Annotated in this window: 10 protein-coding genes; 8 read left to right on the forward strand and 2 right to left on the reverse strand. The window is 46.1% G+C overall.

Annotated features, from left to right (window positions below):
- The first annotated feature begins 45 nt into the window (after positions 1-45).
- A complete protein-coding gene (locus CKO50_RS03105; RefSeq protein ID WP_095726962.1) occupies positions 46-3,039 on the forward strand; it encodes an EAL domain-containing protein in 2,994 nt (997 codons plus the stop codon).
- A 29-nt stretch (positions 3,040-3,068) separates the two neighbouring features.
- On the opposite strand, the gene CKO50_RS03110 is transcribed toward CKO50_RS03105, so the two are convergent.
- Complete coding sequence (locus tag CKO50_RS03110) at positions 3,069-4,733, reverse strand: alkaline phosphatase (protein ID WP_095726963.1); 1,665 nt, start codon at positions 4,731-4,733, stop codon at positions 3,069-3,071.
- Between the two features lie 175 nt (positions 4,734-4,908).
- On the reverse strand, positions 4,909-6,123 hold the full coding sequence (locus CKO50_RS03115) for a sodium:proton antiporter (protein WP_095726964.1): 1,215 nt from the start codon (positions 6,121-6,123) through the stop codon (positions 4,909-4,911).
- A gap of 250 nt (positions 6,124-6,373) precedes the next feature.
- On the opposite strand from CKO50_RS03115, the gene CKO50_RS24405 reads away from it, so the two are divergent.
- The 7 genes from CKO50_RS24405 (at position 6,374) to CKO50_RS03145 (ending at position 13,904) form a co-directional block, all read left to right on the forward strand.
- Positions 6,374-7,297, forward strand: coding sequence for a TonB-dependent receptor (locus tag CKO50_RS24405; protein WP_255229268.1), 924 nt, complete (start codon positions 6,374-6,376; stop codon positions 7,295-7,297).
- A gap of 212 nt (positions 7,298-7,509) precedes the next feature.
- Complete coding sequence (locus tag CKO50_RS24410; protein ID WP_255229270.1) at positions 7,510-9,174, forward strand: TonB-dependent receptor; 1,665 nt, start codon at positions 7,510-7,512, stop codon at positions 9,172-9,174.
- 85 nt (positions 9,175-9,259) lie between these two features.
- Positions 9,260-10,606 (forward strand): DUF5690 family protein, encoded by a 1,347-nt coding sequence (locus tag CKO50_RS03125; RefSeq protein WP_255229272.1) that lies wholly within the window; start codon positions 9,260-9,262, stop codon positions 10,604-10,606.
- Between the two features lie 17 nt (positions 10,607-10,623).
- Positions 10,624-11,433: a phosphonoacetaldehyde hydrolase gene (phnX, locus tag CKO50_RS03130; protein ID WP_095726966.1), complete on the forward strand. Its 810-nt coding sequence runs from the start codon at positions 10,624-10,626 to the stop codon at positions 11,431-11,433.
- Positions 11,433-12,851: an FAD-dependent oxidoreductase gene (locus tag CKO50_RS03135; protein WP_095726967.1), complete on the forward strand. Its 1,419-nt coding sequence runs from the start codon at positions 11,433-11,435 to the stop codon at positions 12,849-12,851. Before phnX ends, CKO50_RS03135 begins: the two co-directional genes overlap by 1 nt.
- A complete protein-coding gene (locus CKO50_RS03140) occupies positions 12,848-13,111 on the forward strand; it encodes a hypothetical protein (protein WP_255229276.1) in 264 nt (87 codons plus the stop codon). Before CKO50_RS03135 ends, CKO50_RS03140 begins: the two co-directional genes overlap by 4 nt.
- A gap of 100 nt (positions 13,112-13,211) precedes the next feature.
- On the forward strand, positions 13,212-13,904 hold the full coding sequence (locus CKO50_RS03145; RefSeq protein ID WP_095726968.1) for a UTRA domain-containing protein: 693 nt from the start codon (positions 13,212-13,214) through the stop codon (positions 13,902-13,904).
- Positions 13,905-14,405 lie beyond the last annotated feature (501 nt).

A 14,405-nucleotide genomic window follows, 5' to 3' on the forward strand; every position in this document is an offset into this window, starting at 1 on the left:
TCTTCAATACAGTTTCGATTTTATCGCTTACTCGTTCTACTGTGCTTGCCATGTCTGATCATTATTTTATTTCTATTATGTGAGCAACGTCAGCAGGCATTAACACAACAGTCACAACAGGCGCTGCATTACGCCAAACAAGTTGCGGCGATCCAGCAGGTAGAGCTCGCAGATACAGAACAAGTCTTGCAGCAACTGTCGACCCGTATTGATCATCTTACGGTAGAGCACGGCAAATGCCCGCCGCTGCTTTATCATGCAATGCTGCTCAGCCCAAACCTAGCTAATCTGGGAATTGTCGACGCGCTAGGAAACGTACTTTGCACTACGCATCAAGCAGATCAACGTGAGATCAATATCGCCGATCGTGGTTACTTTAAAACCGCAATGCGCACTGCCCAGTTTAGTATTGGTGAGTATCAAATTGACCGCAGCATGCAGCGTGCGACAGTCAACTTCGCGCTACCAATTTACGATGAACAACAACAGTTTTTGTTTATGCTTGTCGCGGTGAAAGGCCTAACGCACTGGAGTCAAACCCTTGCAAAGTTGCCCCTCCCTGTTGGTACTCGGGTAATGATTGCCGATGCTAAAGCGCAAATCATTGCGCAATACCCAGCAGCAAATGCAGAACTTGGCCGTGCTGTTAGCAGTTCTTGGCCAAGCAATTTAGGCACACAGGCGACGCTACTAAACACCCCAGAAGGCAATCGCTTGGTGTATGTTAAGCAATCACTCAATAACAGCAACCGAGCGTTACAAATCTACTTCAGTTTCGACTTTGAGTCCCAGTTAAGTAGAATAGATAAGCGTTTTGCACTCTTTCTAGGAATATTTTTGACGCTTGTGTGCATTTTGTTTTGGCAAACCCATTGGCAATTAAAACAACAACTTTTAAAACCGCTTAGCGCACTCAAGCATGCTATTGCTAAACTTGAGTCAGGCAAGCAAGATCCCCGTTTTGACGCAACCAAAGTACCCAGTGAATTTGAGCATATCGCCGAGCGTTTTGCCCATATGGCGCAAACACGCCTAGCCGCTGAAGACAATGCCAATCATAGACTTGCTGTTGTAAAGGCCTTAATTAATGCGCTCCCCGATAGCTATGTTCGCTTAGATCAACAGGCTCAGATCTTATCTCGCTATGGTGATTATACCGATAAGGCACAAACACTTAAGGAGTTACTCCCAGAACATATCTATAAGCGGATCCGAGCAGAACTTGCACTGCTAAACGATAAAACCTATGTGCAGCTCGAGTTTTCTCCAACCGGTAACCAAGTAGTTGAATGTCGTCTGTGCGCCATTGAGTCACATCCTCAGGCGTTGCTTATTTTCCGTGATATTAGTCAACGTAAGCATCAAGAAGAAGCACTAAACCTTGCTGCATTGGTGTACAACAATAGTAGTGAGTGCATGATCATCACAGATGCCAATGGCTTTATCTTGGACGTCAACCTCGCCTTTACGCGTGTAACTGGTTACTCACGTTCAGAGGTGCTGGGAAAATCAACTGCCATGCTGGGGTCGGGTCAACATGACCGTAGCTTTTACGAATTGATGTGGCAGCAGCTCAACGAACATGGCCGCTGGCAAGGTGAGATTGTCAATCGTAAGAAAAATGGCGAACTTTACACCGAATGGCTAACTATCGATAGCGTTTATGATAGCAACCGTGAGATCTATCGCCGTGTCGCGATCTTCACCGATATTACCGAAGTTAAGCGCAAAGACGCGCTGATCTGGAAACAAGCACATTTTGACGAATTAACCGATCTTCACAATCGTGTGGGACTTAAAAAACACTTAAAAAAGCAGGTTGTCAGCGGACAACAGCAAACCGCAGTGTTGTTGCTCGATCTCGACAACTTCAAAGATATTAACGACACATTGGGCCATTATTACGGAGACTTGCTTTTAAAGTTAGTCGCGCAACGTTTGAAGAGTATGGCTCCGCATGCATTTTTATCCCGCATTGGAGGTGATGAGTTTGTCTTTGTGTTGGAGGATGACGAACATAAAGCAAAGTGCAAAGCACTAGCAGCTCAGATCCAGTCCGCACTCAAACAACCGTTTGAGATCAAAGATGAGCATTGCCATATCACAGCAAGTATGGGGATTGCCACCGCACCAACAGATGGTAATGGTGCAGAAGCCCTATTAAAAGCTGCCGACCAAGCAATGTATCGAGCAAAGCAGCAAGGTCGTAACGGCTATGTGATTTTTGATGACGCTTTGCGCAAAGTCGCGGAATCTAGAATGCAAATGCTCAAAGGTATTCGTACTGCACTGCATAACAATCAATTTGAAATGCACTACCAGCCTATCGTATCACTTGACGACAATCGCGTCGCCAAAGCCGAGGCCTTGATCCGCTGGCGACACCCAGAGCAAGGTATGGTGAGTCCCGCTGAGTTTATTCCGTTAGCCGAAGAAACCCAGCTTATTCACCATATTGGTGATTTAGCATTTTCGCAGTCTGTTGACACGTTGACGCAACTACAGCACTTAGGCCATACAACACAAATTAGCATCAATGTGTCACCGGTCCAATTTGCTGCTAAAAATTGTACTTTAGCAAGTTGGAGTGACAAGCTCACAACGCTTGCGATCCCCCCTGAGCACGTGGTTTTAGAAGTTACGGAGGGAATGATGATGCACAATGATAGCCGAACTAAACAACGAGTTGAACGCTTAAAACAGCAAGGTTTTCAATTTGCGTTAGATGACTTTGGCACGGGTTACTCATCACTCGCGTATCTAAAGCAATTAGATTGTCACTTTGTCAAAATTGATAAACGCTTCGTCGATGGCATCGCAACCAATGCTGACGATTTAACCCTGTGTGAAACCATTATTTTGATGGCCCACCGCCTTGGTTTAAAAGTCATCGCTGAAGGCGTTGAGACCGCAACTCAGCATCAGCTATTAAAACAGGCTGGATGTGATTTTGGTCAGGGTTATTACTATTCAAAACCACTACCACAACGCGAGTTTCTAACCTTAATGACAGAAAAAAGCCACATTGCTGTGGCTTAACTGAAGTTACTTAAATCTAGGTGCTTGGTTTATTCAGTTAAACCAAGCGCAGTCATCATTTTGTTTGCAACGTCCACATGGTGCTGCATGGTTGAGAACTGCTTAGTTACGCCCGCAGGACCAAAAGTATAAACCGGTACTGGCGCTGCCGTATGTGTACCAGTACCCCACACTACACTTTGCTCTGAGGCGATCGCGCGAGCGATTTTTCCGGTGTAATCCTCTTTGGCGTATACATAGAAGTCACTAAAGTCTTCAAACGCTGGGATCATATCAGCGCTATTTTCATCGTATACACTCTGACCGACTTTTGTAGCATTATCTAGCGTCACTGTGTAAGCCGTCATATCTTCAATGGTCGCTTTCCAAGTTGGACCCGATACATTTTCATAGGCTTCATCAGGCGCAGCTTCTGCAAGGATATCGAAGAAAGTGCCTGTTTGCGCGTAAAGCTTGTCTAGTTGCGCAAGCGGGCCAAAGTTAAATTTAGGATGATATTCTTTAGCAACACCATTTACATACATACCATCGCCAGACAGCGTTTGTGCTTCAGGACGCTCATGCTTTGAATAACTAAAGCCAAAACTACCGGTTTCGTGGTCTGCAGTCACAACGACTAGCGTATCGTTACGGTCTTTTACCCATTCATGAACAGCTTCAACGGCTTCATCAAATTTAAGCAGCTCGTTTAACATCCAACCTGCATCGTTTGCGTGACCCGCCCAGTCAATTTGACCACCTTCAATCATCAAGAAAAAGCCATCTTCATCTTTAGACAAGATATCAAGCGCTTTTACCGTCATTTCTTTTAATGAAGGCTGAGTACAGCTGTTACTTTGTTGGCAAGCTTTGTAAGCGATTGCGTCGCTCATACCAGAGTTTGCGAATAGACCTAGTACTTTTTCGCCTTCAAAACTGCTTAATTGTGCTTTATCAAAAGCAAGGCCATAACCATGTTGCTCTTTTGCTTCAACAACGAGGTTAGTTTCATCTCCACGTTTTGATTTTTTGTATACGCTGCTGGGCATGCCAAGCGCGTCAAGTTGTGCTTTTACTTCTGCATTGTCAGGCGTGCTCTTTGGTACGAATACGCGAGCACCACCAGATAACATCACATCAACGCTGCCAGAGCGAACTAATTGCTCAGCGATTTCCGCTTCGTATGAACGATGCGGCATATGGGCAGCAAATGCAGCAGGCGTCGCGTGCGTAATACGCGTATCTGAAACAAGACCCGTCGCTTTACCTGCGGCTTTGGCTTTTTCTAAGATAGTCGCTACTTTATTGCCATCGGCATCAAGGCCTATCATTTCAGAGCCTGCGGCAAGGCCGGTTGCTAATTGTGTTGCCGAACAAGCAGAGTCAGTCACTAGACTGCCAGTTGCGCCATGTGGTGCGTTCATGGAAAGACCTAAATGACCACCCGCAGCAAGTTTAGACAGCGCTGTTTGATTGCCTTTGTTTTTATAAGTTGAGTTTGGCGCGCGCTGAGCATACTCTTCAAGTAAGCCAACTTGCTGTGGTCCCATACCGTCACCGATCATAAGGATCACATTTTTTACTTGTGTCACTTCTTGCACTGGTACTTCTTTGATGACTTCAACTTCTTTGATCACCTCAACGGTTTTCGTATCGTCATCACACGCGGTAAGTAGAATTGCAGAGATAGCAACTGTAAGTAACTTTTTATTCATTGTACTGTTCCTGAAACGTAATATTTGTCTGTAAGGCGGGCACAGTCTAGGCGCGTTACATGACTTTTTTATTTCAGCAAAGTGACAAAAAATATTTTATTTCACAATAAGTTACAATATAACAGTACAATTCAGACACGAAATCACAGGCTACACCAATTGTGATTTAGAGTAATCACTCTCGATCAGAAGCACTGGTAAATAACTTAGAAATAGGTCGACTGGATAATCCAAATACAAAAATGCTGAGCAGCACCGTTGCCATTGCCACTTGAGTAATTTGCAAACCATTTGGCAACTCTTCGCTGAGTAGCATTAAGGTTAGCACCACCGAAGCCAATCCCTTGGGGCCAAACCAAGCTAACGTAAAGCGCTCTTTGGTTGTCAGTTCACCACCTAACAAGCAGAGGAATACCGGGATCAATCTAAACATGGCGGTTGCTAACACTGCATACACCCAAACCTGCCATTGGGTAACATTTAACAGCACTACACTTGCCGACAAACCAAATACTATCCAGATCATAAAAGCCGCAAATTCGGCGAGATGTTCGCCTTCTTCGATAAGCTGATCTTTAAACTCATCACGATAATATTTATCAAACAGCAAACCGCTGACAAATGCAGCGATAAAACCGCTGCCATGCAAAGCTTGGGTTACCGAAAAAACTAAAAAAGCGATGCCAACAAAGAGAAAAGGGCTGGTTTTAGACGCAAAGTAATGATGTTGATAGGCACGTTTAAGTAACCAAATGATCACCCCAGTCAGTAACCCCGCGACAACGAGTGCAATCCCCACTTCGCGTATAAAAATCCAAGCAAATGATTCGGTCGTCGCTTGCATTCGCTCAGCTAATACTCCCAGTAAAAACAGAAATACCGGAATACATAGGCCATCATTCAAGCCACTTTCCACATTAATTGCCTCACGTAATCTGGTGGGTACAGACTTATCCTGAATGAAGGTTTTGCATAAAGTGGCATCGGTTGGGGTGATGATCACCGCAATTAAAAAGCAAGCCAACCAAGATAACTGAAACAGCTCATGAGCAACCCAAGCGCCAAATACCATGGTTAATGGCAGCCCGAGTAATAATTTAACCGGTAACTGGAAGCTGTGAGATAACACCCGTAATCGCGTTTTTGCAGCATCGGAAAATAAATAAATCGCAAGCGTCAACTCAATAATCGGCAACCAAGTTTGTAGGCCATTAATATCTACCGCTAACGCTTGTTGCCCTCCTTCAATATTACCAAGCACAAAGCCTATCGCCCCGCCCGTTAGCACAAACCACATAGGTGCGGTGAGCTCCGCCCTATCTAGTTGTCGAGCTGTAATGCTATAAATAAAAAGAGAAAGTCCAATCGCCGCAATCAAAGCATAAATCACGTTGCTATTCCTTTACTGAAAACCTGCTGCTGATAAGGCGAGTATGACAAATCTTATTCAGTTAAGCCAAACATCTAACAACATCCTCCTAACTCCTAACTCTTATAAAGCGAATTAAACAACAAAGAGCAGTAGGCGCTAGTTAATTTTTCACCTTTGTGTCATCGGAATGTAAAAAACCGTCATTACTCTATCTGCAATAAACTGGACTAGACCAGAAAACTTAACCCAAACTTTTGAGAAAAGAGCAATGAAAAAACTAACCCAAATCGCTGCTGCCGTGTTACTCGCCACCAGTCCCAGCTTATATGCTGCGACAGGTAAACTTGTTGGTGTTGTAAAAGACCCACAAAGTAATCTGTCTGGCGCTGTTATCTCAGTAAAAGGCCAAGATGTATCCACAGTATCTGATTATCGTGGTCGCTTTGAACTACCAAAACTGGATGCCGGTCGCTACACCTTAGTCGTGAAATATATGGGTTATCAGGAAACTGAACTACAGGTTGAGGTTACTGATGGCAAAGTCACTACGTTGTCTCCAATCTTATTAAACCATCAACAAGCGATGGAAGAAGTGGTCACGGTTGGGCAAATCTTCCGTGGCGCAATGGCCGCAGCAAATAACCAAAAAAATGCCAGTAATATCAAAAGTATCATTTCTGCCGATGGGATTGGTAAGTTACCAGATAGAAATGCCGCTGAAGCCGTGCAACGTATTCCAGGTGTGTCGATAGAGCGTGACCAAGGTGAAGGCCGCTTTGTTGCAGTGCGCGGTTTACCGTCACAGTGGAGTTCGGCCAGCATCAACGGTAACCGCCTTCCAACCGCTGAAGAGGAAACCACCAGCCGCGCCACTGCGTTCGACTTTTTTCCAAGCGAATTGATTGAATTTGTGGAAGTGTCCAAGGCTATCACCCCTGACATGGAAGGCGATGCGATTGGCGGTAATGTTAATTTCGTGACCAAAAAAGGCGCTGATGATTTTATCCTCAAAACCAACTTTGCTGTGGGCCAAAACGAACTGGCCGATGGCACAAATTATTCTGCCAATGTGGTGTATGGCGACCGTCTACTCGACGACAAGCTAGGGTTTNTTTTATCATTAACGCCACAGCGTGGCAGCGTGATTGGGCAACCGACAACTATGAGCCGCGCCGGGGTAACGATAGCTTAGGCATTTACCGTTTAGAGCTGCGTGATTATACCGGAACCCGTGAAACTTACGGCTTAAATGGCTCGCTGGAATATCAACTTGAAAACGGCACGCTCAGCGCCAGCGCGCTATATGGCACACTGATTGATGATGAAACCCACTATAAGCACAGGCTGCGTTTTGATAAAGACCGTGCTGAACTGCAGCACATTCGCAACGAACTCATCACCGAAATGCAAGGCTTTGAAATTGCAGGTGAACATGACTTTGGCTTTGATAAAACGCTCTCTTGGCAACTAGCCACGTACGAAAATGAGTTCCGTTATGGCGACAAACCCAACAGTGAAGACAATAGCTATTTTGTCGCTCGTTTTGATCAAAAAGAGGTGGGATATGTTGGACTTGAAGACCGCGATACCGGTAAAAATTATGCCTACAACCAAGTAGACGGCGGCAGCGATCCATGGAATGCCATTAGCAATCACTTCCCCTCGGGCTTTACACTCGATCCAAGCAAAATGGGCTTGTCTTGGGTTGAGCTATACAAGGTCTACGTCAACGAAAAAGACAGACTGGTAGCCAATGCCGACTTTGACTGGCAATACAATAACCAGCTAGCCGTTAAATTTGGGGCAAAATACCGTGACAAAGTCCGTAAAGCTGACTTTGCCGACGAGTTTTACGCGTGGGACAGCGAACAATATGGCGCAGCGCCAACGCTTGCAGACTTTACCTTAAGCGATCAACCCGGTCGCAGCGATTACTTAAGCGAAGCCAAGTTTGATTATCGCACGCAGTTGTCGCAGGTGGCTTCCACCGAAGCTCTTGCTCAGTTTTGGACGCAAAATCGCAATAAGTTCAAGCTAGATACGGGTGAATCAGCACTCATCAGCAACGGTGGAGCGCTGGGCAGAAACTTCGATGTTGAAGAAACCCACACCTCGTTCTACGGTATGGCAACTTACCAAGCTAGCGACAACTGGGAAGTATTAGGCGGCTTACGCGTTACCCGCACCGATACCGAAGTGTCTGGTTACACTTATTTAGCCGACGAAGACAAAGTTGTTGATACCACCAACAGCAATGATTATTGGTCAATATTACCCGCACTACATGTTACCTATCGCGCCAATGACGATACCAATTATCGCCTTGCACTAACTCGCACCTTTGCCCGTCCTGACTTTGGCTCATTAACACCAGGCGCAACTTACCTTGAGCAAGACAACCAGCTTAACTCAGGAAATCCAGCGCTCGACCCTACCTACTCAAATAATCTCGACTTGATGGTGGAACATTATTTTGACCGCGTTGGCTTGGTCTCTGCGGGGGTATTCTACAAAGATATCCAAGACCCAATCTTCCAAGCCACCAGCGTTGGCAATTACAACAACAAGCAAGGCGTGACCATCATTCGTCCTGAAAACGGCGATAGCGCTTGGCTTGCGGGCATTGAACTGGCGTTTAACCGCGACCTTGGTTTTATTTCTGACAGTTTGAGCAACTTTGGGGTAATGACCAATGCAACCTTTATGGATTCTGAAATGCAAATTCCAGAGCGCACAGAAAAAGTGGCGATTCCACGTCAGGCCAATGAGCTTTACAACTTTACGCTGTATTACGACGACACCCGTTTTGCAGCTCGAATAGCGCTTAATCATAAAGGTGCTTATATCGAAGAGCACGGCGGCGATAGCCAATCGGATAGCTACTATGGTGCCAATACCAGCGTCGACTTTACAACGTCATACCAACTTAACGAACAAACGTTAGTTTACCTAGAGCTGAGTAACCTCACCAATGAAGCATTGCAGTACTACCAAGGTGAGCAAGGTCGTCCATTACAGGTGGAATACTATGGTATCCGCGGCATGGTCAGCATTAACTACCAATTTTAATACCAATTCACTTGATTAAGCCGATTGGTATACACCGGTTGACGGGCAATCCACAAAGGATTGCCCTCGAATTACCGAGGATCCTATGATGTTGCAGATCACCCTATTTAACACCCGCCCGCGCTGGTTAAAGGACGCCCAAGGTATCGGCTTTGTGCTATTTGCCGCGACCAGTGCGTTTATGACTTACTTTTGTATGTACGCCTTTCGTAAGCCATTTTCGGTCAATACCTATGAAGCCTTTGATGACCCAAGCTGGGTTGTTAGCTTTAAAATTGCCCTGATCCTTTCGCAAGTATTTGGCTATCTATGCGCGAAATTTATCGGCGTTAAAGTGATTGCTGAAATGCAGCATCATTATCGCGGCCGTGCGATTTTGGCCATGATTTTAGCCGCCGAACTCGCACTGGTGCTATTTGCCATCACTCCTACGGGCTGGAATCTGGTTTGGCTGTTTGCCAATGGCCTCTCCCTTGGCATGATCTGGGGTTTGGTTTTTAGCTTTTTAGAAGGCCGTAAAACCACCGAAATCTTAGGTGCGGTACTCAGCGTAACTTTTATTCTTGCCTCTGGATTGGTCAGAACTGTGGGCAAATGGCTGGTGAGTGAACTCAATGTGCCTGAACTATGGATGCCAGCGGCAACCGGGGCGATTTTTCTACCACTCCTTGTACTCAGCGTTGCTTGTCTAAATAGCATTCCTGAACCTACACAAGAAGATGAACAATTACGACAAAAGCGCGCGCCAATGGATGGCAAAGCCCGGCTGGCGTTTTTTAAACAGTATTGGTTTGGAATAACCGTGCTGGTGCTTAGCTTTTTACTCTTTACTGGCTTTCGTGACTTTAGAGATAACTTCTCAGCTGAGATCTGGCAGGCCTTAGGGTATGGGCAAGAACCCGCGATTTTTGCTTATGCCGGGATCCGCATCGCCTTTATCGTACTCATTGCGCTTGCCGCTTTGGTATTAATTAAAAATAACCGCATCGCATTTTTTGCCAACCATGGCTTTGTCTTACTCGGGGCTTTACTGCTGGCTGGCAGTACGTATTTATACCAAACCCAAAGTCTCGATCCTAAAACTTGGATGGTACTACTCGGGGCTGGTCTTTATATCAGTTATATCCCCTATAACTGCTTTTTGTTTGACCGCATGATCTCAGCAGTTGGCTCGACTGCGAACGCCGGTTTTTTGATTTATCTGGCGGATTCGGCGGGCTACATCGGCTCAGTGGGCATTTTGCTCTATAAAACTTTTGCCACACCTGAGCTCAGTTGGCTGCACTTTTTTACCATGACCTGCTACTGGGTAGCGTTTATCGCAAGCGCCCTCGTAGTGAGTTCAATTATTTATTTTGCCGTGAAATTAAAGCGACCACGTAAGGCGTCAACGCAACTACGCACCACGGCACTTTCATCACATATTTCCTAGCTAGGAGTCTTTGCAACATGAAACACATTGAAGCGTTAATTTTGGATTGGGCAGGTACTGTGGTCGACTATGGTTCGATTGCCCCTACCAGTATTTTTGTTGAAGCATTTAAGCAAGCGTATCAATTTGATATTTCCTTGGCTGAAGCGCGCGGCCCGATGGGAATGGGCAAATGGGATCACATTAATACCTTGCTACAAATGGACAGCGTCCGCACCCGCTGGATAACCCAATTTGGTCAGGCACCGAGTACGGCAGATGTTGACCATATTTATCAAACCTTTATGCCGCTCCAACAGGCAAAAGTCGCCGACCGAGCTGCCCCCATTCCGGGCGTGCTTGCGGTGATCAAACGTTTACAACAACAAGGCGTTAAGATTGGCAGTTGTTCTGGGTATCCCAAGCCTGTGATGGACGTACTAGTGCCTGCCGCTGCCGACTATGGTTATCAGCCAGATTGTGTGGTTGCCAGTGATGAATGTGCAGCTGGCTCTCGCCCAGGCCCTTGGATCGCGTTAGAAAACGTGCAAAGACTTGGGATTAATCGCGTATCAGGATGCGTAAAAGTCGATGACTCCGCGCCGGGAATAAGCGAGGGGTTAAATGCTGGTATGTGGACCGTAGGACTTGCTTTAACGGGTAATGCGGTGGGGCTTAGCGAAGAAGAATGGACTGCGCTTGGTCACGAAGAGCAAAGTGCACATTCCCTTAATGCTTATCAGCAGCTTGGCGAGGCCGGTGCGCACTATGTGATTGATTCACTAGCCGACATCGAAATGGTCTTGGTGGATATTTCTGCTCGTATCGCCCGTGGAGAGCGCCCGTAATGCGTTTTCAGCCTTTTTGGTTTGATGAAGCAATCACTCAAGCCGATATTAAAGCCGCAGCCAGCGCGCCGCCTCATGGCGCGTTGGATACCCAAGTTTGTATCATAGGTGGCGGCTTTACTGGCCTTTGGACAGCCATAACGCTGAAAAAGCAAAAACCTGAGCTGAATATCGCCATTATTGAAAAAGACCTCTGTGGACAAGGTGCTTCGGGTCGTAATGGTGGAGCTATGCTGACATGGTCGACTAAGTTTGCCAGCTTAATTAAAGAGTTTGGCTTAGAACAAGCCTGCTTTTTAGTGCGCCAGTCGGAGCAGGCCGTTCATAACATTAAAGCCTTTACCAGTAAACACGGGATTGAATGTGACTGCCGCGTTGATGGTACTTACTATACGGCTTCAAATCTCAGCCAGCGTAATGCCTTTAGCCCCATTACCACCCTACTCGAGCAACACCAGCTTAATGCGTGGCAAACACTGGATAAAGCGCAGTTGCAAGCAACCGGCTCTAATGCCAACCTTGCTGGAATTTACTCCCCCCATGCCGGTAGTGTTCAACCCGCCAAGCTTGTGCGTGAACTGATGAAGGTGGCAAAAAAACTTGGGGTCAAGGTATTTGAACACACCCGCTACCTAAAGCACCAAGGCCAAGACACACTAACCATTACCACAGACAAAGGCGAGATCAGAGCCAATCAGCTAGTATTTGCCGTTAACGCTTGGCTGCCAAGCTTATTGCCACAGTTTTCTCGCAGCGTGGTGTTGGTTTCGAGCGATATGGCGATCACCACACCAGCACCTGAAAAGCTTGCGGCAATGGGGTTGAACCACGGTGCTTCGGTGATTGATGCACGTATTTTTGTGAATTACTACCGCACCACCTCAAGCGGTCGATTAATGCTTGGCAAAGGTGGAAATTATTTTAGTTTCAATAACCAAGTGAGAGACACCTTTCACCGTGCTAGCCGCTATCAAGCGATTCTTGAACGCTCATTTAGCCATTTCTTTGCACATCACCAGCTCAAGATAGAAAGAACCTGGACCGGCCCCTCAGACCGAAGTGTCTCTGGTATGCCTTTCTTTGGTCACTTAAATGGTCAAGCTAATGTGTTTTATGGCAGCGGTTACTCAGGCAACGGCGTGGTGCAATCCTATTTAGGTGGACAAATCTTAGCGAGTCTACTGCTTAATCAACATAACGACTGGCGTCACTGCGCCTTGGTCAACCAAACGCTTAAACAGTTTCCCGTCGAGCCATTTCGCACCGCGGGGGCCTTAATGGTGAGAAATGCCATTCGCCGTAAAGAAAGCGCTGAGGATAACAACACGCCACCGCATAAACTCGATGTTTGGCTAAGCAAGCTTAGTGGCAGCGCAGCAAAATTAGATCCGAACGTGAAGCAGGAGTATATAAAGTGAATGCCATCGCACAAATAAAACAGCTATTCGAGCAATATGGTCATGCCACCTATGACGAGGCATGTAGCCAAATTTACCATGCCGAGCAATGCGCCACCCTCGCGAAAGAAAATGGTTATGATCAAGCGACCCAAATCGCTGCATTTTTAAATGATATTGGCCATTTTGTTGCCCAGTCTCAGCATAACCCCGACTTTACCCCGCAAGGATATAGCAATCATGGCGATTTAGGGGCGGATCACTTAACTTTAGCCAAATAGAAGCCTATTTGGCGAGTTAGGCCAATCTGAGTTTACAAGTCTATTTATCCTGTCATAAAACGATAGTAAGCTTGTCACAAAAGGTTTTATCGACTCAATTATGCTGCTTTATCAACGAATTCGAAACCATATCCAAGCGCTGCTCGCCGCTGGCAGCATGACGCCCGGTGCCAAATTGCCTTCAGAACGTGCGCTGCAAGAAGCATTTAGCTCAACACGGATCACCGTCCGTGAAGCCCTAGCACGACTAGAAGCCGAAGGACTTATCTTTAGCCAAAAGCGGCGCGGCTGGTTTGTCACACCGGAAAAGCTCAAATGGCATCCAGCTAAAAAAGTAAACTTTAACCACCTTGCCATTGAACAAGGCTTTACACCAACAACTCAAGTAGTCGCAATTAATGCCCCTTCCACAGAGCCTGAGTTTGGCCACTCTCATTTTGACGGCCAGCCGGTGTATGAACTAACTCGAGTACGTGCGTTAGATGGTCGCGCAATAATGATGGAACAGATCTATTGTGCAGCCGAACGTTTTGCCGACTTACACAACCAACCGCTGGATGGCTCAATCACAGAAGTGATGTCGACTCACTACCAAGTTGACGTCAGCTTTGAACAGTGTGTAATAAGCATCACCGTACTACCCGATGACGTTGCCGACAAATTAGAAAAGAACAGCGGCGCACCTTGCTTAAAGGTACTGCGCGCCCGCTATGACGCCGAGCAAGCGTTGGTGGATTACAATATTGAATATTGGCTCCATGACGCCATAGAGATGATTGTTGAAGGCGTGTAACCCCCGTACCCGTAGGTCGTGCTTTAGCACGACAACCTTTCCAGAGCTACTGCCGCGTCAAAAACATCTTTATTAATTCTATACCCTATGTCTAAATACAATTTATTGGTGGGATATTGGGTTTTGCATGCCATAACTGACTATTCCAAAATCTATATAGGTATGCTCTGGTGCGCAATGAAAGTGACTAATTTTTGCAGTCTTGTTTTTTACCATGATACACGAAGACAGGGTGGATATGGGGTCTACCGAACAAATCAATGACACCCATTGCTGTTTACATCAGTGCTGGGGAAGTGAAGTAAAAAGTATAAAAATACTTCAGTCGCTGGGTACAAAAACATTTTTCGATAGGCTAATTTTTAGCGCCCAAGCGTATCACTACATCAAAACCGAGTTATCGTGCACGACAAAGCGCTGTAAATACAGAAGTAAGAAATTCTAGAGTTGAGAATGTGAGTTTTGCTAAGCCAACAAGCGCTCGCAGTTTGTTAGGTTTGT

Origin of the sequence: Pseudoalteromonas sp. HM-SA03 (assembly GCF_002289345.1) — a bacterium.
GTDB lineage: Bacteria > Pseudomonadota > Gammaproteobacteria > Enterobacterales > Alteromonadaceae > Pseudoalteromonas.

Coding starts and splice junctions, on each gene's coding strand:
- CKO50_RS03110 (WP_095726963.1), bottom strand. CDS start 4,733: ATGAATAAAAAGTTACTTACAGTTGCTATCTCTGCAATTCTACTTACC.
- CKO50_RS24410 (WP_255229270.1), top strand. CDS start 7,510: ATGCAAGGCTTTGAAATTGCAGGTGAACATGACTTTGGCTTTGATAAA.
- CKO50_RS03125 (WP_255229272.1), top strand. CDS start 9,260: ATGATGTTGCAGATCACCCTATTTAACACCCGCCCGCGCTGGTTAAAG.
- phnX (WP_095726966.1), top strand. CDS start 10,624: ATGAAACACATTGAAGCGTTAATTTTGGATTGGGCAGGTACTGTGGTC.
- CKO50_RS03135 (WP_095726967.1), top strand. CDS start 11,433: ATGCGTTTTCAGCCTTTTTGGTTTGATGAAGCAATCACTCAAGCCGAT.
- CKO50_RS03145 (WP_095726968.1), top strand. CDS start 13,212: ATGCTGCTTTATCAACGAATTCGAAACCATATCCAAGCGCTGCTCGCC.